We start from the raw sequence: 22,282 nt of genomic DNA, 5'->3' as shown, positions 1-22,282 counted from the left end.
TGCTAAGTTTTTAGTGCGTTTAAAGGTGCTTCGTATTACAATTGCAACTGTATATCATTGCCCTTTTCTACTCTAAGCCATCTGCCGGCTTATTTGCAATTTAAGTATAGGTTTTTCAAGCTTTTCATGACAGAAATCACTACACACCAAGCGTCTCGTCGTCGGCTACTTATCGCTTTGGCGATCACATGTTCATTTATGGTAATTCAGGTTATTGGCGCTTATTACGCAAATTCGCTTGCTGTGCTTGCTGATGCGGGGCACTTATTTGTGCATAACAGCTCGCTATTTATTGCTCTTATTGCCTCTACCTTAGCCATTCACTTTGCTAAAACTTATAACGATGGCTACCAACGCGCTGAACTTATTGGTGGTCTTATAAATGGTCTGCTGTATTTGGCTATTAGTTCCGTTATTTTATATGAAGGTATTGAAAGAATCTCCCATCATAACGATGGCCATGATTTAGAAATAAACAGCTTTTTAATGTCGAGTATTGCCTCTGTAGGATTTCTATTTCATGGCGCCGCAGCGTGGGTACTTTACAAAGGGCGCAAAGCGAGCATTAATGTTTACGCTGTGTTTTTACATTCGTTTTTCGATATTATATCGACCATTTCTACGTTTATAGCCGGTGTACTCATTTACTATACAGGTTGGAGCATTATTGATATTTTATCGAGCATGTTGATAGCCTCGTTTGTGCTCTTTACAGGCGGTAAAGTAATTACTAGTTGTATTAAAGGACTGTTTTTTAATAGCGCTAAATTGCCTAAAGTAAAAGACATTGAGCAATCTATTACCGACTTAGAGCATGTACATAATGTACATAATGTGACGGTACTGCGTAAAGACAATGATATTATTGTCGGCGCTCATGTAGTGTTAAAACAGCATTGTACTATCGAAAAGCACGACGAAGCTTGTCGCTTAAAAATAGAAAAGCTCCTTGCGGCTCGTTTTAATGTTAAAAGCAGTGTATTGCAAATAGAAAGCCACGAATGCCAACATATTCATAGCTAATTGTTTATTAAACTCTGAATATGCTCAATGGTTTCTGGGCTTTGCAATTGCTGTGCGCGCATTGGTTTTGCAAAATAATAACCTTGCACAACATGACAGCCTAAGCCTTCTAAAAACGCTTTTTGTTGCTTAGTTTCAACGCCCTCGGCTATGCAATAAAGCCCAAGGTTTTGGGCCAAAGTATAAATGGTTTTGATTATAGACTCATCACTCTTATCACTCCCAATACTGTTAACAAAGCTTTGATCTATTTTAATAACATCGATAGGGAACTGACTTAGATAGGTGAGTGATGAGTAGCCAGTACCAAAATCATCCAGTAAAAGCTTAAAGCCAGCAGCCTTTAATTTTTGTAATTGTTTAGCGGCTTTTTGCTTATCTTCGAGCAATATGTTTTCAGTTATTTCTAAGCGCAGCTGCACTGGGCTCATTTTATGGTGTTTTAAAATATTAATCAGTTTGGTGGCTATATTGGTTCTCAAAATGTGTTTTGGTGACAAATTAAGCGAGATATAAAATAATGGGTTTTTAGCTAAAGTAGGTGCTAGTTCAGATAGCGCACGCTCTAAAGCTTGTTCAGTCAACGCTTCAATAAGGCCTGTTTCTTCTGCTAATGGGATAAATAAAGCCGGTGAGACAAATTGACCGTTATTTTCCCAGCGCATTAGTAATTCAACGCCATTAATTGTTTGCGCTTGCGTATCGATAATGGGCTGGTAATGATTAAATAACAGCTGATCTTTAGCGGCATCTTTTAAATCGTTTTCAAGGATGAGTTTTTGTTTTATTTTCTCGTTCATCGAGTCATTAAAAAACTTAAAGCCGTTTCTGCCAGCCTGCTTTGCGTGCATCATGGCTACGTCTGCATTTCTGATCAATAAATCTGTTGAACTGGCATCATACGGGTATAAAGCGACGCCTATACTTGCAGATATATTTATAGAAAAATCTTCAATAATCACTTTATTAGCAAGTTCTGAGCTTATGCCTTTAACTGTTTGATTAAGAATCGAAATGTCTTCAACTTTATCTATAAGGACTAAAAACTCGTCACCGCTTTGGCGACCAAGTGTGGCATTACTTGGCAGCATTGAACTTACCCTTTGGGTAATATTACATAGAAGCTGATCACCAACAGCGTGGCCAAACGTGTCATTTACCGGTTTAAATTTATCCAAGTCAATAAATAATAATGCGCTTTGCGTTAGTTGTTCACGCGCAATCTCAATAGATTGACTGATTTTTTGATGCATTAAACTGCGGTTAGGCAACTGTGTGAGCGGATCGAAGTTAGCTAAATAACGTAGCTCATCTTCGGCCTTTTTTTGCTCGGTTAGATCGGATATAACAATTACATAATAGCTAATGCTGTTTGCTTCTTTCGCGATTGCGGTAGCACTTATATGGATCGGGTGGTGCTGATTAGTCGCGGTTTTAATAATGGTATCAGTTCGCCAGTTTTGCTTAGCGGTTAAGGTTTTTAATGTGTTGGCATAGCGTTTACATTGCGCTTTACCTATCGCTTTAACAAACACTTTTAAGCTTAGTGGTTGCGTATGACTTTGTGAGAAGGTTTTTATAAAACTGTTGTTTGCAGAAACCGGCACTAAGTTATTATCTAAAATAAGCAACCAGTCATTTATCTGTCCAAACGCCTCACCTAAAATGTTGGCTTGCTGTTCATTGGCACGTTGCTCAGTAATGTTGGTGTATATACCAGATACAGAGACAGGCTTATGTGTTTGTTCATCATAAATAATTTGCCCTAAATCTTGATACCATAGCCAATGGCCCAACTTGTGCTTTAACCGGTATGTTGCTTGCCAATGCTCTTGCTTTTTTTGCTTTGTAAAATTTAACCAATGAGAAATCACGCGTGGTTTATCTTCAGGGTGAATCAAAGCTAAATAGTGCTTTAGTGGTATGCGTTTTGGTAAATTTGTATAACCAAGTTCACTACCACGGTTAGTATTTACCGACTCGTCGTGGTAGTGGTAGTCCCAAATGCCACTTTTATTGTTTGTAAGGGCAAGCTCGGTTTGTTTTTGCGAATGTATAGTCGCTTTTTGCGCATTAGCGATAGCTAGCTGCCTGCTTCTGTATTGCCAAAAAAGTAAACACAATATAGTGCTTATAATTAAAATATAAGCCGCATACGCATAAGGAGACTTCCATGGCGCGTACGCCACTTTAAAATTTAACAGCGCCGGCTTCGACTCTGTCGCACTATTAAAATTATACGCGCTGGCCGTTAATTGGTAATTACCTGGCGGTAGCGTTGTAAAAAATATTTTATTTGTCTTTAAATTATCATACTCGAGTGAAGTAGGCCCTTGAAGCGTAATTTTGTAACGTGTTTCCGCGCTATTTTGAAAATCAAAATTTGAAAAGCTTACCTCTAAGCCCATATCTTCATGTGTTAATTCCAACGCAGAGACGGCAAACTGACTGGGTTTATAGTTTAAGTCGCGCGACATTAACCTAATATCGGTTATTGCCGTGGTTGTTTGTTTGCTTTGCTGTAAAAACTCAGCTGGGTCAAACGAAATCGCACCATAACTGCTGCCAAACATAATATTGTTATTTTTAAGCGTAATGGCCCCTAAGGTACTAAATGAATTAACCGACAAACCATCTTTTACCGTAAAAACTCGCAGCCTTAACGTGTCGGTATTTAAGCGGTACAAACCATTTTTGCTGCTAAACCATAAATACCCATAGTCATCGCTAATAAGTGAATAAATAGACTGCGTTTTTAGCGCATTAGTGACGTTAAAGTGGTGTTTTTTTTCATAGCTTTGTGCATCAATTCCCACTAAGCCTTCACTGGTTGTGGCAAGCCATAAAATGTTGTTTTTATCAATCAACCAGTTTTCTACTGTGTGGTAACTTTGGTTGCCTTTTTTACTGGTTTTATAAATAGCGGTTAAGGTGTTTGTTTGCTCGTTATATCGATAAAAATGGGTGGTTGTGCTTATTACAAACTCATTGGGGTAATCGTTAAAAGGACGATGAAAAGTGTACGCATTTAGAGGGTCTATATGCTGTTTTAAGCCTTTAATTTCGCGTGTTAATCCCGTTTTACCATTATAAACATAAAAGCCGTGATCATTATAAAACGCAAATGTATCTGGAGCTATCTCTGACACACCATAAATAGTTGCATCTTTGGACATAACGTTATTTAAATCTTTTTTTGCAACCGTGGTCCCCGTTTTTTTATCAAATAAAATTAAATTGTAGTATCCCGTTAGCCATAAGTACCGCGAATTGGGTTCTAAATGTGCTTTATTAATGGCAAAAATTGCGTATTCGCCATACACCGCTTTAGGGTCTCGCGAGGTTAAGTGATAAGTGGTGTGATTGTCAGCATTTACATGAGCGAGGCCATTATCGGTGCCATACCACATAGTTAAGTCAGCATCTTGGAAAATACTATTTATATGGTTGTTTTTGGGTAAGGTTACTTTTTTAAAACGTCGTGTGTTTATTGACCAAGTAAGCACACCTTGCGTGCGCGATGCAAGCCAAAACACGCCGCTTGAGTCAACCATTAAATCGTTAATGGTATTTTCGGTAATATTAAATTTGCTTTGATCAAAGCTAAGTACCAGCTCAGTCGTCCCTTTTGCTCGCTTAAATTCGAACAAGCCATGCTCTGTGGCAATAAATTCGCCATAAGGTGTATTGGTGTAATCCCAAATATTGTAATCAGCAATAACACGTTTAGTGCTTTGATATGCAGGCGTATGAGCTTTTTTATCTAAACTTAACGCGTACATGCCTTCAACTGTGCCGACTAATAACCCTAGCATGGGGTCGATAGCTAAAAACTTAACATTATTATTATCGGCTGTTTGTTTATTGGGGGCTTGTAAACTAAGAGAGCGTAAAGATTCTGTTTTTAGGTCGTAACTAAATAAACCTGCTTGTGTGCCTATAAAAAGCGTGCCTTGGTAATATTTTAGCGCGCGTACCATGGTCTCTTCACTTTGTGCTGTAAACTCTAAGGTGAGTGAGTTTGTACTAGAACTCAGTGAATACACGTTGTTTAAAATGGCAAAGTAAAAAGTATCCTGATACTGTTCAACAGCTTCAATTGAGGCGTAGTTTGCTGTATTGCCAGCAAGGCTACCTGAAAATATATTGCGAGTAGCTAACGTTTTAGGATCAACCAAAAAAGCGCCTGCAAGCTCAGTTGACACAATAATATTGCCTTCATGGGTTTTAAAAAGCGTAGTAATGAAATTTTCGTTAAGGTTAAATCCGCCATCAAAGGGAGTGACAGTGTAACCATCAAAGCGGTTTAGGCCTTGCGCTGTGGCTATCCAAATGTAACCTAAATCATCTTGTAGAATTTTAGTTACGTAGTTTTGGGATAAACCTTCATCGGTAGATATTCGTTGTAGTTGTTGAGCATAATTTGTGGTGGCCGATACGCTATTAATACAAAGAAAATAAACAGTGGTGAAGAGAAAAAACAGAATACTCAATCGCACTAATAAACTCGCTCTAGGGCAGGGGGAATGTACATTTAAAAATTAAATATAGCACACTTTTTTGAATTGTGGATTACAACTTATATCAACTAAACTTAGTCATTAATAATTACTTAAGCTAGGCTTGCTAATTATAATTACGTAAAAAACGGGGTGTTATGATGAGTCACAAAAATTTATCTGCTGATAAAAGCATTTTATTAGTAATAGACATTCAAGATAACCTCTCTCCCGCAATTAGCGAATTTTCTGATTTACTGCAGTGGTCAATAAAAATTGCCAAAGTTAGTGCCATTTTTAAAATTCCTAGCATTGTTACAGAGCAATACCCACAAGGACTAGGTAGCACAAATAGACGATTAAAAGACGCGCTTTTAAATGCGCAGAGTATTGAAAAAACACATTTTAGTGCATGTAACGAGCCGACATTTAATGCTACGTTTAAACAACTTACACGCACGCAAGTTATAGTAATAGGCACAGAGTCACATGTATGTGTTTTACAAACCTGTTTAGATTTAATAGCGCAAGGGATTGAAGTATATGTAGCTGCTGATGCGGTAGGCTCACGAGATCCGGAGCATAAATCATTAGCTTTAATGCAGCTACAACAAGCAGGTGCTATCATTACCAGCGTAGAAAGTATTATTTTTCAATGGACAAAAAACGCCGCATCGCCAGAATTTAAAGCGGTTTTATCAATTATTAAGTAAAGTTTGCAGGCTAAGCTATAGTAATAAAATGTGGTCGAAATTATCGGCTAATACGTACAAAACCCGATTATATTATAAAACTAATAACTAAAGGTATTTATGAATAGTGTAAGTCGTTTATTCACCATAATATTCATTTTTTTGTTTGTAGAGTCAATAGCTCTAGGGGTGTACTTTGGCACACTTGCACAAGCATTTATTGTTGGCTTACCTTTAAGCTTATTGCCCATTTGGTTACTTAAAACTCAGCAAAATAACCCCGTTACTGGGCACGTGGTTGCAGCAGCAATCATGATGTTTTCTTTTTTGCACATACAACAAGCCTTTGGATTAATAGAAATACACTTCGAAATATTCATCTTAATGGCCATGTTAATCATGTTTGTGAACTGGCGCGTGTTTATCACTGCCATTATTTTTGTGGCCATTCATCATTTAAGCTTTTATTTTTTACAAATACAAAACACTGGTTTTTATGTATTTGACCCAGATAGGCTCGCCTTTACTACGGTACTTATACATGCCGGTTATGCAATAGTAGAGGTGTTTGTAGCCGGTTATATTGCTAAAACATTGCAACAGGAGCGGCGTGCTGGGCTGTCTTTAACCAAAGCTACAGAAGCTATTATGCACGACCCAGAACATATACAACTTTCGCTCAGAGCGGATGACAAAAATAGCAATGCCGTGGCGGGTTTTAACACCTTATTAGGTTATTTATCGGATGTGATTAGTCAAGTACAAACCCAGTCTCTTTCACTGCAGAAAAACTCTCAGCAATTAATAAACGTACATGATGAGTTAGCAAGCGGGGCTGAGCAAAGAAAGCAACAAACTAATGATATAGCTGACTCAGGCGCGCAAGTTGCCCAAGGCTTTAGTTCAGTTGAGCATGAAAGTAATGTGTTAAAGCAACAGGTAGATAGCATTTCTCAAGCTGCCAACAATGCATCTAATGATGTTATGCAAACTGCGACTAAAAGCACAGAGTTACTTAATTTACTTAATCATACCGAAGAGCAAATAAATCATTTAGTGGCAGCAGGCGATGTAATATCAGGTTTACTCAATGAGATATCAGGTATTGCAGAGCAAACTAACCTACTTGCGCTAAATGCAGCCATTGAAGCTGCAAGGGCCGGTGAACATGGCCGAGGGTTTGCTGTTGTAGCCGATGAGGTAAGAACCCTTGCTACAAGCAGTAAAGCGACGACAGACAAAATTGCATTAACGCTAAAAGATTTAGTTACTAACAGTAAAACCTCAACCCAATCTATGAGTCAATGTGTTGATTTTGTGGTTGATTTAACGCATATAAGCACCACCTTGAAAGAAAACATAAGTGCGATGAGTGAGCAAATCAAAGCTGTAAACCACAGTGCTCACTCTGTCTCACAAGTTGTTGCTGATCAAGCGGTTAACACAAAACAAATAGCCTCAAGCACAGAACAAATGCAGCAAAGCCAATATCAAGACACCAAGGTGGTCGAAAAGTTAACCGCCAAAGTTCAAATGATAGATGTAAGTATTGCCGTGTTAGAGCAGAGCATTGCCAAGTTTAAGTAAATCAGCCATAAAAACGAGGATAGTAATAGTTTTGTGGCTAGTTGTGACTGTCTCAGGGCTGGTTTATTATCAATACAACCAGTTACGTGTATTTGATAGTGTGGGTGTACTTGAGCAAACTGGGTGGTTTGCCAATTTTAAGCAACACATAGGATTTATAACCACTAATAAAAATGCGTTGATTATAGTCACCGACCCTGACTGCGGCTGTACCAAGCAAGCTCAACCTCACTTAAAGCAATTAGCGGCGTTTTCTAAAGCGCACAACTTTGCGCTTATCAATATTGAGCAAACAGCCTCTTTACAAAAGTTGCTCCCATCTACCCCCGCGGCAGTAGTTATTAATGACAAGGGTGACTTTGTTTATGCAGGCCCTCTTTCTCAAGGGCTTGGCTGCGCGCAGGGCAGTGGTTTTGTCGAAACGGTTATAAATAATCTTGTAGCTGGATTTAACAGCCAGCTGTTACTTAATAAAACCAGTGGTTGTTACTGCACTGCTTAATATTTGTAAAAAATGAATCGTTTCTGAGATTTTCAATTTAAAAAACGTATCTCATTATTGACTCAAGGTAATGCTTAATGCCATATAAATTTAATAAAGTATACAGTATGAATGTCGAGCCTGGTGAGTTTCTCTTACTTGGACTTCCCAGCTTTCTCTAGACCGTTTCTAACTCAGAAAAATACGCTTCCTCAAACTTAGCAGGTGAAACACCGCCTGTGTGTGAATGGCGTTTTTTTGGATTGTAGAACATTTCTATAAAATTGAATATCTCAGCTTTCGCATCTTCCCTTGTCGAATATATCTTACGCTTAACTATTCGCTTTTTAATCGTTACAAAAAAGCTTTCAGCAACTGCATTATCGTGACAATTCCCAGCTCGACTCATTGAGGGTACAAGGTTATATTCTTTCATAAAGGCTAAGTAATCAGCGCTACCATACTGGCTTCCTTAATCACTATGTACCATTACGTCAGCTTTCGGCTGGCGCTGATAAACTGCCATGAGCAATGCTTTAATTACTAAGTGTTTGTCCATGTTTTTATCCATCGACCAGCCTACGATGCGCCTAGAGAATAAATTCATGACAGTGGCTACATACAAGAAGCCTTCATAGGTTCTCACATAAGTAATATCACTTACTCAAGTTTGATTCGGCGCAGGAGGATTAAACTGTCGAGCTAGCAAGTTATCTGCAATGCGCGATGTTTTACCGCCTTTAATAGGGCGACGTTTATAACCTATTTGCGCTTTGAGTTTATGTTGGCGCATGATTTTAGCTACGCGATTAACACAGCATACTCACCAGCTTCACGTCAATCTTCGTGTACCTAAGGACTACCGTAAGTGCCACCACAGGCAACGTAAAACTTTAATAAGCTTAAGCAAACGATTATCTTCGATTGCTCTGTCACTCAATGGCTTTTTTAACCACACATAAACGCCACTACGGTGTAGCTTAAATAGTTTACACATCGCAACAATAGAAAACTCATTGGGTTTTTAGCAAACTATGGGGAGTCCATAGAGTGCCTAAAAATTATATTACCGAGATACACGTGCAGTATGGTGAAAGCAAAAACTTTAAAAGCGTCGTTTGCGCTTTAATAAGCACGTACTTTTGAAAATTTGGCGTTTTGATAAAAGTTAATTTTTATGTGAAAAATAGTATTTAGTTGTAAAAAACAAATTACAAATGCAAACATATGATGTATGTTGTCATTAATAAACCTTAGAAACATAATAAATACGATCTATAAATAACTTTTCTAAACGAGAGATAGCATGAGACAACATCTATTAGGCTTCACACTAGCCCCATTATTTTTACTTACATCAGCGTGTTCACAGCAAGAAGGTGTTATAGACTCAAAAAACACTGAAACGCTAAGTGCAGCAAGTACTTCGTTGAATAGCTACGAAAAAGCAGCACAACTAAAAATTAATAAACTTAAAAAGCTAATGGCAAAAGCTAAGCGTAAGCAAATAGATGTTACACGTGAGCAGAGCGTTGTGTGGTTTGCAGAACAGTTTTTAAAGTTTGCTAATTGGGATGAGAACAATTACGACGCTGTTGTTAAGCTATTTAGTTATGAACGTTATTATAAAGACAAAAAAGAGCAGTTAGCAAAAGACCTTCCTGATTTTGAGCGAAAGAAAGTCATTCAAATTTTAGATAAAGGGATAGATGATTTGTCTAAAGAGCTGGCTGGTGAGATAAAGCGTCGTCCTGTAAATAAAGTTGATTGGCAAAATACTAAAGCACAAGACAACATGTTTGTAAGTAATGGTAAGCCAATATTTCTATATGACTATTTTTCAAAAACGGTGGGGCAACCGCTTACAAATAAAGATATTTACAACGACCATTTAGGTGCGCTTTATCATGGTGGTGAAGATTTATACCCTGTTGATCATGATCGCGCTATTAATTCTTTTTTAGTGCGTGAGGATGGTACCTTTGACGAGGAGCTAATGAAAGAGTTAACCCGTATTCCAGACACTAACATTGGTTTTTTAGTTTATTGGCTAATGGGTATCCCACAGTGGGTTGAAGAGCGAGAACCCGAGGTTAGAAAAGGGCGTTCTTTATTTACTGGGTTCGATATTGACAACCCATTAGCACGCGAAGTATGGGGCAAGATAATTCGTAAAACGGGTGAACTCACCAAAGGTAAAAAAGTCACTGAGGTGGGTTTTGTGCTTGCTAACGAACCACATTGGTATGCTGAAAAAGGACATTGGACACAAAATTTCCAAGAAATGACGAGTATTTCTTCGTACACGTTAAATAAATTTAGAAATTGGTTGCGCACTAAATATCAGGGAAATATAACTAAGCTTAATGAAAATTGGGATACTAATTTTAAAAACTTTAAAAGTGTTGCAATAGAAATCCCTATTGATCCGGCGTTAAAAGGCTTACCCATCTGGTACGACTGGACGCGGTATAATATGGATAGAAGTACGGATTGGTTTACGTATGTTCAAAACGAACTGCACTCTGTAAATGAAGACGCCGATACTCATATTAAAATTATGCCTCGTATGTTCATGGAAGACTCTCGCTCTGGAGGTATAGATACCGAAGCTCTAGCTGAATTGACAACTATGGTTGGGCACGATGCCAAATCATTTGGTAGCGAAAACATTCGCCCTGGTAAATCGTCTAAATGGATCGAAAAATACGCTTATAATTGGGGCATTGTGGCTATGTTCCATGATTTTATGGAATCAGTAGCACCAAATAAAATTAATGTTAATTCAGAGTCCCACTTTTTATCATCGGGTCAGTGGCGTGATTTGGATACACGTACTAGTTATGTACGAAGTGTTTACTGGCTTGCCACTTTACTTGGTATGGATGCCAATATGGGGTGGTTTTGGGCACGCGATCCTGATGGTTCGCCAGAGGATCGATTAGAAGGTGACTTAGACTTTTTTGACCCAGGTTTGGGAGGAGCATTTGCGGGTTCTAACAATATGCAGCCCCATGTAACTAACGAAGTTACTCAAGTAATGTTTGATCTTAATAGTTTTTCTGAGGAAATTGTAGAGCTCAGAGAACAGCGTCGTCCGCTTCGCTTATTTTATTCTGAAACCACGGCTATTAATATTGATGACTATATGAGTAAAGGTTACGCGCTCTATGAAGATTTGTTTTTTGAAGGTTTTCCGCTTGGCTTTGCTACAAAAAATATAATCGAAAAACAAGATAATAGTAATTGGGACGCGATACTTGTCTATCGTAATAAATTTGTTACTGATGATGAATTTAAGACACTACAAGGCTATTTAAATAATGGTGGTACAGTTATTTTAGACTCTGAACAGAGCCTGTCTTTAAATGAATATGGCCAATCACGTAAAGTTAAGTTAGCACCAGGAAAAGGTAAGCTTATTGTTATGCCTAAGGGTTCTGATACTAAAGCAATTAAAAAAATGGCACTTGAGCAAGTATCAGACAGTCTACCAGATGTATCAATAACGGCGGATAATGGGGAAGATTTTAAAACGGTAACATGGCGTACTGTTAAACAAAAAAATGGGAAATATCTTGTTAATATCTTAAATTTAGGTCATGGCAATGCAGATATAGAGTTATCTCTTAAAGGCAGTAAGAATGTAAATATTAAAAACTTGATGACCAGCAATAAGCTTAAAAGTACTTTTGATATTCCATCTGAGGGTGTTCTGCTACTCGAAGTTACACCTAATTAATCTGCTTAGAACCTGTGTATATTTCACACAGGTTCTAACTGTTAAAAAAGGGACAAACCCTTTTTTTTTATTGAAAACCTAAACATCATATGTTTATATTGTTTGTATTAATATTGCTAAGCTAACCATTGTGCTAAATGGATAACTATTTTAACAATGCTTAGTAAGTTAATTTGTAAAACCTTTCACCTGACAGGACACACATAATGAAAGTATTCAATTTTAAATCACTGATGATAATAGGGTACTGCGCACTGTTTGCATCTACTGTATATGCCAATGACGCGGGGAAAGAACATACGCAAAAGAAAAAGCCAAATGTACTTATTTTAATGTTTGATGATATGCGATTCGACACTTTCTCCTATAGAAATGGCCCCGTTTCGACGCCAAATATTGATGCGTTAGCACATGAGGGTACGCGCTTTGATCAAGCTATGACATCTACGGGGTTATGCTCGCCTTCTCGCGCGGCTATGTTTACTGGGCGTTGGGGGCATAAAACGGGGCTTGACGATAACGTAGGGCTTTATCATTCAAGACTCTCTGAACTATCACTAAGTGAGGGAAGCGTTATTAAACGTGCAACTAGCGTAGGTTACGATGTTAGTTATGTGGGTAAATGGCACTTAGGCGCTCAAGGTCCCACCCTTCGAGGTGCTAACTTTATGTGGGGTCACGATAAAGATGAAGAGCGTAATGGCCGGCCCTTTACACCTTATGGTACTAAAAAAAATGTAGAGCGAATGAACGCTGGGGAGCGAGATGAAAACGGTGAAAAACACGACTACTATAAAACTTTGCCTGGCACTTATGCTGATACGGTAACGGCTAAAGAAGTAAACGAAGGCAAACTAATGCTGAGAAACGCAGCTAAATCAAACAAACCATTTTTTGGGATTGTTAGTTTTGAGCAACCTCATCCGCCGTACCGCGTACCAGAGCCTTACGCCAGCATGTACGACTACAAAGATATAAAACTTCCTCCCAATTTTGGTATTGAACGTAAAAACAAACCAATGGCACAAGACGATATTTGGTGGCCTTGGCATGATGTAAGCCATATGACTGAAACTGATTGGCGCAAAGCACACAGTTTTTACTATGGGGCTATCGCCATGATAGATCATGCTGTTGGCGAGCTCATTAATACCGCCAAAGAAGAAGGTTTATACGACGACCTGCACATTATTTTAGTCGGCGATCAGGGCAGCATGCTAGGCGAGCATAACCTGTACGACAAAGGCCCCTACGCGTATGACGAATTAATGCGTATGCCGCTTATTATTCGTGCGCCAAATATTGAGCCTAAAATAATTAATCGTCAGGTATCTATGCTTGATATTGCACCTACACTTCGTCAATGGATGTCATTACCCCTTGATGGTGACGAGGATGGACGTTCACTCGTGCCGTTAATGGAGCAGGGTGATAGCGCGGATTCTGGCAAAGATGATGTAGCACTTTATGCATACGAGTGGTACAACGGCGGCTGGTTTGGTATTAGAGCGATACGTACCCCTGAAATGAAGTTTGTATGGAATCCCGGCGACAGCCGCGATGAATTATACGATTTAAAAAATGATCCTTACGAAATCACAAACCAAATAGATAATCCTAAATACAAAAAACAGCTTACTGATTTAGTTAATAAAATGGCTGGGGAGCTGAAGCGTATTGAGGACCCATCATTAACTAAATTTAATCATCATATGAAAGCTTTTTTATAGCCGAGAAATGCCCTTTGGTGGGCCTTAATTGGCCTACTATTTTTTATTATCAAAATTGAGACTGGCACTATGAAAATACACACAAAATTATTGAGCGCTTTATCATCGCTTGCGCTATTAGTTGGCTCTGCGGGTATACATGCAAGTGAACAAAAACCCAATATTATTCTTATTGTTGCAGATGACCTAGGTTATGCAGATGTAGGTTTTAATGGCTCTAAAGATATTATTACCCCAAATATTGATGATCTTGCTAAATCAGGAACTTCCTTTTCAGACGCTTACGTAGCGCACCCGTTCTGCGGCCCAAGCAGAGCTGCGTTAATGACAGGTCGTTATCCACATAAAATTGGCTCACAATTTAATTTACCGACACGCGGCTCAAACGTAGGCGTGCCTACTGATGCTAAGTTTATTAGTAAATTACTAAATGAAAATAACTACTTCACTGGTGCTCTTGGTAAATGGCACTTAGGTGATGCGCCGAAATATCATCCTAATCAACGCGGTTTCGATGAATACTATGGGTTTTTAGGGGGCGGGCATAATTATTTTCCAAGTCAATACCAGCCAATTTATGAAAAGCAAAAAGCACAAGGTTTAAAAAATATTTTTGAATACTTAACACCGCTTGAACATAACGGTAAAAAAGTTAGAGAAACAGAATATATTACCGATGCACTATCACGCGAAGCCGTAAATTTTGTAGATAAAGCAGCGGAAAAAACTAACCCGTTCTTTTTATATTTAGCGTACAACGCCCCGCATGTACCACTACAAGCTAAAGATGAAGATATGGCAATGTTCCCTAATATAAAAAATAAAGATCGTAAAACATACGCGGGTATGGTTTTCGCCCTCGACCGTGGTATTGGTAAATTAGTTAGCGCTCTTAAAAAAAATAATCAGTTAGATAACACGCTTATCGTATTTATGAGCGATAACGGTGGAAAATTAAGTAAAGGCGCTAATAACTTCCCACTCACAGCCGGTAAGGGAAGTACACAAGAAGGCGGCTTTAGAGTACCTATGTTGTTTCATTGGCCTAAACATGTACCTGCGGGCAAGCGTTTTTCGCACCCTGTATCGGCACTTGATTTATACCCAACATTTGCAGCTTTAGCGGGCGCTAAAATTGAAGAGAGCCAACAATTAGATGGCACTAATATGTGGCCTGCATTTATTAAAAATGAAAACCCACATAAAGATGAGCCAATTTATGCTCTTCGTCATCGTAAAGGTTACAGTGATGCAGCGATACGCTTAAATCAATGGAAAGCTTTGAAAGTTAACCAGCAACCGTGGCAGTTATTTAATATCGAAAACGATATTTCTGAAAAAAACGATGTAAGTAAATCTAATAAAGCACTGTTAACCGACATGGTCCGCGAAATGGAAAAATGGAGCTGGGATAACCAGCAGCCTAGCTGGTTCCATGAAACTACAGAGGGTGTGAACTGGCGGCTAGATGCTATGCCACGATTTGATAAAACGTTTAAAACAACTAAGTAAGTTTTATCAAATTCACGGAGGTTTTATGAAAGTAAAAGCAGTTGTATGGCATGTGTCTTTGTTATGCATGGGTGCAAGCTTACTAGGTTGTCAGCAAGCGAGTGCCCTAGCGGGCGCTCAGATAATACCTGGCAGTACATTATTTACTGAGCAGCACCAAGCAATTAAATTAGAAAACAAAAACCGGCGTAAATGGGATAACGCATTAATAAGCGATTTAGACCAAGACGGTTACCCAGATTTATTACTTACTGATCATGGTTATACCATCCGTTTGTATTGGAACAATAAAGGCGTTTACGATGAAGGCCGTGACCTAATTGTGGGTGATATGCACGGTATTGGCGTAGGCGATTACGATAAAGATGGCAAAATGGACATTTTGCTTTCGCGTGGTGGTGGCTCGGGTAGTAACGCACGCAATGCTAAATTGTTTCATTTTAACAAAAGAGAAATTATTGAAGGCGGCGAGTTTTCACCCAAACTGCCAACGTTACGTGGGCGTACTAGTAAGTTTTTTGATGCCAATAACAACGGTCATTTAGATTTATTACTAATGGGATTCCCGCAGGCGAATAGTGGTAAACAAACCAGTAATTTTATTTATAAAAACGATGGCACTGGCAATATAACCCACGCAACTGATTTACCAAAAACTAATCGAGATGGTCAAAAAGTTCTTATTACAGATTTTAATAACGATAAAATTGACGATTTAGTGATATATGGCGACGGCGCTTTACGTGTTTTAAAAGGCAATGGCGACTTTACCTTTAGTGACGTAACCGCCAACGTTTTACGTTATAAAATAATGAATGCGACGGGTGTAAGCGAAGTCGATTTTGATAACGATGGTGACTTTGATTTATATATAAGTCGAGCTAATCCATTACAAGCAGGCGATACGTTTTTTGATGCTAAAAGCCACACATTTGGTTTTTATACTAAACGTGGTCCATTTAAGTTCGACGACTTACTTATTGGCGATACGCTTAATTTAGTTAATTACCAATCACCTTATCCAAACCAAGATGTTTTTGTTGGAGAGGGGGCTTATAAATACAAGTTTGAAGGTGAAAGACATAGTGGTCAAAATATCAATATTGTAAGTAGTAACGGCTTAGGCTGGCCGGATACTCAACCTAATAAAGGACTATATGTTGGTTATATAGGTAATAATAAATGGCGTATGGCGGGTAATACCTTTTCACCTACAACGGGTGTAGTAACCGATGTTAAACATTATACCGTAAATAAAAAGCCTATAGCACCATCGGATTTGCTGCTTAAAAATAACGATGGAAAATTTGTGGATGTGAGCGCAAAAGCCGGCATTAAAACAAATTTAAATACGACCGGCGTAAGCGTGGGAGATTTTGATAACAACGGCTACCAAGATTTGTTTGTTGTTAAACAAGGCAACTTGGTAACGCCTACATCGCAAATACTGTATTTTAATAATGGCGATAACACATTTAGCCAAGCTACTCATTCGGGGTTAATAACAAATACCTTAGGCACCATAGGCTCAGGCGCAAATGTACTTGATTACAATTTAGACGGTCAGGTCGATATTATTATGAATAACGACAGAGGTCAGTGGCACTTATTTAGTAACCAAGCAAATAACAGTAATCACTATGCATTACTGCGTATAAGTAATTCACTCAAGCATAATGCCAGCGCAATTAGAGCTATAGCCACACTTAAAGCCTGTGGTAAAACCCTAACAAGACGGGTATCACCTGATGCAGCACCCTATACACAATCATTTAATAACGTCGTTCATTTTGGTTTAGGCCAGTGTAACGAAATCGATAGTGTGAGTTTGCGTTACAGCAATGGCGAAGTGATAAGTACAACTAAGGTTAGGGTAGATAGCGTAATTAATCTTTAAGGTAACAGAGTTAACTATGAGAGGTAAAAAGCAAGGTTTGGTAACAGGCCTTGCTTTTTTTTCTAAAAAAATTAATAACCTATAAGAGTGATAATCTAATCAATACATTCAACGTTACCTATCTAGCTAGGTTAAAACGTAAAGCTCTCGGTAAAAATTTGTTCTACAGGCACACCAATATCGACTAAATGCTCTGTCATATCTCTCATAAACTGTGCAGGTCCACATATATAAGCATGTTGATATGCAGCATTAGCCACTAAACCAGCTAAAGACTCTTTTGTTAGTCGCCCATCACGATGACTAATAAGCGTAGTGTAGTTAAAGTGAGGGTATTCCATTGAGCGACGCAGCAATTCAGATTGCGCAATTAAGTTTTGTTCGCTCCTCTCGATATGGATCATTGTAATCTTCGTTTTATGCTGCAATGAAAAGGCGCCAATGCCTCGTACCATCGCTAAATTTGGCGTAATACCAATCCCTGCACTCAATAATAATAGATGTTCAGGCACCGTAGGTATCTGCGTATTTTCATCTACTGTAAGAGCAGTCATCTCACCTTGAATACCCAGTAACTTCACTTCCATGCCTATTTTTGCATGGTCATGAAGCCAATTTGTTACTAATCCATTTGGGATACGTTTTACAGTGATATCTAATGTGTTATCACCATTAATACTATTGGGTGTTTCCGATAGCGTCCAAGTACGAACTTCGATAGGCTCACCGCCGCGAAGATTGGCAAACTCAAAGGTAGCATATTGCCCAGGTAAAAAAGTAATGCGCCGAGGAACAACAAAGCGAAAAGTCTTTATACTGGCGTTTTCGTCTACAATTTTGGCAAGTGTTGCAACTTGAGGAAAGTCACTTTCACTCTTTGTGATATCTACCCCCGACACCGCAGGGTTATAAGGTGAGTAATCTAACCGTTGCCAACGATGATTAGTCACCTCATTCGTTCGAACAAGGCTGGTAATGTGAAAAACTATTTTTCTTGAGGCTCCCTCATAGCGACCATCGTGCTCCCAATCAACCGTTGCTCTGCCAGTCATTTGAATCATGCTGCCAGTGTCAAAGTCAACAAGTGTTACCCCAGCTCTATCATAAGATTCCAAATTGCCCGAGGTAAAGAACATGCCATTACCTCTGTACTCTGGCCACTCAATTGATGAAGGTGACACGACTCGGATAAAGCCAGGTTTGCCTCCTCGGTGATTGCTGTCAGCACCTATGCCTGGTGCGTAGCTACCTATCCATAAGGTATCCATATTTCGGACAAATTTTTGATCATCCTCACTAAGCTTAGTACGAGTCTCAGCTCTAGCATTTTTGTTTAACGCAGGCATGCCGCCAGAAGCTGGAATTATATTTCGACGATTAATGTATTTAGGGCAATTAGGTGTATATTCATCAACTTGCAAAGCAACACTATGCTTAGCATTGTTCTGTGCCGTGGCAGCATACCCGTTAATTCGGTGCCTCATTCTTCGATTTAGATCTATACCTAGCAGTGACAATGGTATACCAGCCTCTATGAAATTAAGGATGTCTAAATTTGGAATGCAATCGCGAGAGATAGCGATTTGCTTTTGTGAGATAGCGGCTAAATCGCCAGGCTTGCCAAATAGCGGGGTCACCCATACAGACTCACTTTTCACATCAACACTGGTTAGCACTGCGAATGACTGAGCAGCTAAGAATACGTCATGGCCAGAAGCAAAACTGAGAGCACTACGCTTACCCGCCGCAAGTTCAGCAGCCACGCCTTTAGTTCCTGCCTTGTTTTGTGCGGTTAGTTCCCCTGAATGATAAGTTGAAACCGGCATAGTACTCTCCTCATTTTCACTATTGTTTAATTGGCGTGCATCATTGCTTTGAAGCCATCAATAGCCTCTACAGCGCGAAGCCATTTTTGAATTGAAGGATACGCATCAAGGCTAAAGTTCCCTTCATTTACTCGCGCGATATAACTGTAACAAGCAATATCAGCAATGGTCGCATGCTCACCTACTAGCCAGTTGTTGCTAGATAAGTGGGGCTCAAACAAATCATTAAATAACTTTTCGGTTTTTTCTCTTGCTGCAGCCTCGTCGGCTGGCATACCGAACAATTGAATTGCCCGTAAGACAAATGGCCCATTCATTATTTCGTGCACAGCAACAGACAGCCATTGTTGAATTTGTGCTTGGACCAATGCCTCTTGTGGATACCAGCTATTGGATGTATCAAACGTTCGTGCAAGATAAATAAGAATTGCTGTTGAATCGCGCAGCGTTACATCGTCATGCGTAAATGTGGGAACCTGACCTAAAGGGTTTTTCGCTAAGTACTCTGGGGCCTTATGCTCACCTTTGGAAAGATCAACAACCTTGTCTGAATACTCCACCCCCAGAATATTTAAAAAGTTAGCAACGCGATGGCTGTTACCTGAAATAGGGTGACCGTATAGTGTAATCATTGGTATTACTCCTCAGTTTATTTAGTATGCAACATTAAAAATTGTTCTAAAGTGCGCTGGGTTTTCTATTTCATCTAACATTGCGATAGCAAAATCTTCTGCGCTGATATTGCTTTTGCCGCCTTGAGGGTTAGTTAGCATGGTTCTTCCTGCAATGCGAAAGGTGCCTGTTCTTTCACCTGGTGCTATCATTCCACCGGGTGCTAATACAGTAAAATCAATGTCTGCAAGGGTCATCAGAGCAAAACTTTTGCGCATCCCGGTAGCCTCCGGCAAAATGCTTTCTGGTGTTAATTCCAGCGCACTTTGTCCATTTGGCATTTGTAATGAACTACCGCCTCCAACAGTCAGCAAGCGTTTGTTAGACTTCTGCTGAATTGCGATAAGTGCTTGCGTGAAGGCTTCGGCTTCAGCTACACCATCATCGGTATTGCGTGGACTTAGTGCTGAGACAATAACATCGGCTTGCGCTGCATGTTCGGATATACACTCAACATTGTAAACATCGCCTTTTACCACGTTTACATTTGCAAGAGCGGGTACATTTTCAATATTACGGCTTAGCGCTGTAATCGTATGTCCTCGTTCTACCGCTTCGTTCAAAATTCGGCTACCTATCATGCCAGTTGCACCAATTAAAAGAATGTTCATATATAACTCCTAGTTAATAAAATCTATAAATACCTTTAAGCACTTGTTTCTAAGAGGCTTAAAATTAGTTCTGGTCTACCATAAAATGCGCTGTGATCTACCTGCTCAATCTTTTTATCTTTAACTTGCAGTATCGTTGGTACGCCAGCAGAACCAACAAGACGCATTAGCTCGACAGCGCGCTGAGAAATGCTCTGCGCTTTTTTAGTATTTGAAGGGTGGTCAAGCTGTACAGCTTGGTCGTAATCAACACCTTCATCAACAAGCGCATTGGTCACTGCTTGCTTATCTTGTGCGGACGTCCCCGCGACAAAACGCAATTTTTCTAACCTACGACGAAGAGAAAATTCTTTTTCTGCACCTTGATCATGCACAAGCGCAGCGGCGAGTGCTGAATAGCTGGAGTCTAAAACTTCGACTTTCGATCTAATAACATTACGCGTATAAATTTCGCTGAATTGTTGCCCGGTGAGCTGTGCGATACGCGCGTCCATGTCAACGATATAATCGCCTTTCCCATCTCGCATTCTCGGCGCATTTGCTCCTTGAAAAAGATGACGATGTAACACTTCTACATTTGCGCCGCTTTCTAACAAAGCATCAAAAATTGGGGCAGCGCCGTAACACCATCCACAATAGGTGTCGTAGATGATGATGAATTTGTTTTTGCTCATATCGCATCTCTGTATAAAATCGCTCTGGTTGATGTAAAAAACTATACGCTTACGAGACTGTTTGTAATAGACTGACTTTAAATAAACACTGTCAGCTTTTTACTTACAATGAACAATCACCTTAAGTACAACCTAAATCGCGTGGCTTACTTTGTCGCAATAGTCGAAGAAAAAACCATAACCGCAGCAGCTCAGCGTTTAGGGCTGAGCAAAGCCGTAGTAAGTAAACAATTACAGCTACTTGAGGAGGAGGTCGGCGTTAACCTTATTGTGCGCAATACGAGGCATATGCACACAACAAAAGCGGGGGAAGTATTTTATTTACAGAGTAGGGACGTACTAAATTATGCACAGCTTGCCTACGAAGGCTTAGCTCAGATAAGCCAAGAGCCTACAGGCACAATTCGCATAACCTCTCCTATTGATTTTGGCGTAGCTAAATTATCTGCCTTTGTAGCTAATTTTTGCCAAAAGTACCCAAAAATTCAGATTGAATTGAGCTTGAACGATGATATTGTCGACATAGTTAGTCAGGGCTTCGACCTATCTTTTCGAATTGGCTGGCTAAGTGATTCCTCTAACCGCGCAAGAAAACTAGGAACGTTTAAAGAAGTATTGGTGTGTGCTCCTAACAAAGCAAATGAATGGTATCCTGAGACCCCTAGCGACCTTAAGCAACTTCCCTTTGCTGCGTATTATGGTATTGATCACTCTGCTCGTGTATTTACGAAAAAAAATAAAACCAATAACCAAATACAAAGAACGGAAGTACAGCTTCATTCAAACCTGACATTTAACGTTACATCAGCGCTTCGACAGGCATTACTAGAAGGGCACCACTTTGGGATCATGCCAGACTTTGCTATACAGCAAGATTTGGATAACGGGAGATTGATACAACTTTTACCAAGTTGGCAACTGCGTGAAGGAGGAATTTATATTGTGAGCCCGCCTAGTACATTAAGAAGCCAAGCAGTGAAACTATTTATAAGCGAATTAGAAAATAGGTTGATAGTTGACTAAGCGCTTCGTTTCAACTAAATGGCTTATTTTAAGTGCCTGTATAAATGAGCTTTATTCGTTGATAATACATATAGCTATCGACTTCTAAAAAGACTAATTGGCCATGTTAATAGTTTGAGCATGCTAAAACAAAAACTAATATTACAACTGCAGAAAGCCACTTCCTAAGCAAAAAAATTTTCTTTTTTAGCCTCATTATTTTTAATTAGTAGGGGCTTTAGATCTCATTCTTATTTTTTATAAACAATCTTTACTACGACCGCTGAATCAAATTCATGTGAATACAATTGCATAACTCTAATTTTCTAAATTA

The 22,282-nt window shown here is 39.2% G+C and carries 17 protein-coding genes; 9 read left to right on the top strand and 8 right to left on the bottom strand.

The window, feature by feature from the left end; all coding sequences use genetic code 11:
- Positions 1 to 126 precede the first annotated feature (126 nt).
- Positions 127 to 1,023: a cation diffusion facilitator family transporter gene (locus AN391_RS05415; RefSeq protein ID WP_055014451.1), complete on the top strand. Its 897-nt coding sequence runs from the start codon at positions 127 to 129 to the stop codon at positions 1,021 to 1,023.
- Here the strand turns inward: AN391_RS05415 and AN391_RS05410 are convergent.
- The gene (locus AN391_RS05410) at positions 1,020 to 5,522 is read right to left on the bottom strand and encodes an EAL domain-containing protein (protein ID WP_055014450.1); all 4,503 of its coding nucleotides are present in this window, start codon (positions 5,520 to 5,522) and stop codon (positions 1,020 to 1,022) included. The two genes, AN391_RS05415 and AN391_RS05410, sit on opposite strands and share 4 nt — an antisense overlap.
- A 158-nt stretch (positions 5,523 to 5,680) precedes the next feature.
- On the opposite strand from AN391_RS05410, the gene AN391_RS05405 reads away from it, so the two are divergent.
- The 3 genes from AN391_RS05405 to AN391_RS05395 all read left to right on the top strand — a co-directional run bounded on the left by AN391_RS05405 (position 5,681) and on the right by AN391_RS05395 (position 8,303).
- A complete protein-coding gene (locus tag AN391_RS05405; protein ID WP_055014449.1) occupies positions 5,681 to 6,235 on the top strand; it encodes a hydrolase in 555 nt (184 codons plus the stop codon).
- 99 nt (positions 6,236 to 6,334) lie between these two features.
- Positions 6,335 to 7,801, top strand: a complete 1,467-nt coding sequence (locus tag AN391_RS05400; RefSeq protein ID WP_055014448.1) for a methyl-accepting chemotaxis protein — start codon at positions 6,335 to 6,337, stop codon at positions 7,799 to 7,801.
- A 31-nt stretch (positions 7,802 to 7,832) separates the two neighbouring features.
- Complete coding sequence (locus AN391_RS05395) at positions 7,833 to 8,303, top strand: DUF6436 domain-containing protein (protein ID WP_408003229.1); 471 nt, start codon at positions 7,833 to 7,835, stop codon at positions 8,301 to 8,303.
- A 157-nt stretch (positions 8,304 to 8,460) separates the two neighbouring features.
- On the opposite strand, the gene AN391_RS20725 is transcribed toward AN391_RS05395, so the two are convergent.
- The 3 genes from AN391_RS20725 to AN391_RS20875 are packed head-to-tail and all read right to left on the bottom strand — an operon-like array spanning position 8,461 to position 9,075.
- Positions 8,461 to 8,718, bottom strand: a complete 258-nt coding sequence (locus AN391_RS20725) for an IS3 family transposase (RefSeq protein ID WP_200910089.1) — start codon at positions 8,716 to 8,718, stop codon at positions 8,461 to 8,463.
- 36 nt (positions 8,719 to 8,754) lie between these two features.
- Positions 8,755 to 8,937 (bottom strand): DDE-type integrase/transposase/recombinase, encoded by a 183-nt coding sequence (locus AN391_RS20720; RefSeq protein WP_327077725.1) that lies wholly within the window; start codon positions 8,935 to 8,937, stop codon positions 8,755 to 8,757.
- 9 nt (positions 8,938 to 8,946) lie between these two features.
- Complete coding sequence (locus AN391_RS20875; RefSeq protein ID WP_268795558.1) at positions 8,947 to 9,075, bottom strand: hypothetical protein; 129 nt, start codon at positions 9,073 to 9,075, stop codon at positions 8,947 to 8,949.
- Between the two features lie 513 nt (positions 9,076 to 9,588).
- Here AN391_RS20875 and AN391_RS05385 point away from each other — a divergent pair.
- From AN391_RS05385 to AN391_RS05370, 4 genes are all read left to right on the top strand, one after another.
- Positions 9,589 to 12,024, top strand: a complete 2,436-nt coding sequence (locus tag AN391_RS05385; protein WP_055014446.1) for a hypothetical protein — start codon at positions 9,589 to 9,591, stop codon at positions 12,022 to 12,024.
- Positions 12,025 to 12,230: 206 nt separating this feature from the next.
- On the top strand, positions 12,231 to 13,754 hold the full coding sequence (locus AN391_RS05380) for a sulfatase-like hydrolase/transferase (RefSeq protein ID WP_055014445.1): 1,524 nt from the start codon (positions 12,231 to 12,233) through the stop codon (positions 13,752 to 13,754).
- Between the two features lie 69 nt (positions 13,755 to 13,823).
- Positions 13,824 to 15,266 (top strand): sulfatase-like hydrolase/transferase, encoded by a 1,443-nt coding sequence (locus tag AN391_RS05375; RefSeq protein WP_055014444.1) that lies wholly within the window; start codon positions 13,824 to 13,826, stop codon positions 15,264 to 15,266.
- Between the two features lie 25 nt (positions 15,267 to 15,291).
- The gene (locus AN391_RS05370) at positions 15,292 to 17,163 is read left to right on the top strand and encodes a CRTAC1 family protein (protein ID WP_055014443.1); all 1,872 of its coding nucleotides are present in this window, start codon (positions 15,292 to 15,294) and stop codon (positions 17,161 to 17,163) included.
- 131 nt (positions 17,164 to 17,294) lie between these two features.
- Here the strand turns inward: AN391_RS05370 and AN391_RS05365 are convergent, their stop codons facing one another.
- Genes AN391_RS05365 through AN391_RS05350 form a run of 4 tightly spaced genes read right to left on the bottom strand, consistent with a single transcriptional unit; the run spans position 17,295 to position 20,946 of the window.
- Positions 17,295 to 18,989 (bottom strand): FAD-binding oxidoreductase, encoded by a 1,695-nt coding sequence (locus tag AN391_RS05365; protein WP_055014442.1) that lies wholly within the window; start codon positions 18,987 to 18,989, stop codon positions 17,295 to 17,297.
- 26 nt (positions 18,990 to 19,015) lie between these two features.
- Complete coding sequence (locus AN391_RS05360) at positions 19,016 to 19,621, bottom strand: glutathione S-transferase family protein (protein WP_055014441.1); 606 nt, start codon at positions 19,619 to 19,621, stop codon at positions 19,016 to 19,018.
- A gap of 21 nt (positions 19,622 to 19,642) precedes the next feature.
- Complete coding sequence (locus tag AN391_RS05355) at positions 19,643 to 20,272, bottom strand: NAD(P)-dependent oxidoreductase (RefSeq protein ID WP_055014440.1); 630 nt, start codon at positions 20,270 to 20,272, stop codon at positions 19,643 to 19,645.
- 35 nt (positions 20,273 to 20,307) lie between these two features.
- Positions 20,308 to 20,946: a DsbA family protein gene (locus tag AN391_RS05350; RefSeq protein ID WP_055014439.1), complete on the bottom strand. Its 639-nt coding sequence runs from the start codon at positions 20,944 to 20,946 to the stop codon at positions 20,308 to 20,310.
- A 108-nt stretch (positions 20,947 to 21,054) separates the two neighbouring features.
- Here AN391_RS05350 and AN391_RS05345 point away from each other — a divergent pair, with 108 nt between their 5' ends.
- On the top strand, positions 21,055 to 21,969 hold the full coding sequence (locus AN391_RS05345; protein ID WP_055014438.1) for a LysR family transcriptional regulator: 915 nt from the start codon (positions 21,055 to 21,057) through the stop codon (positions 21,967 to 21,969).
- The last annotated feature ends 313 nt before the right edge of the window (positions 21,970 to 22,282 follow it).

It is taken from the genome of Pseudoalteromonas sp. P1-13-1a (genome assembly GCF_001401875.1).
Lineage (GTDB): Bacteria > Pseudomonadota > Gammaproteobacteria > Enterobacterales > Alteromonadaceae > Pseudoalteromonas.
The sequence above is the reverse complement of the archived record's forward strand: the minus strand, read 5'-3'. Positions and strand labels throughout refer to the sequence as shown.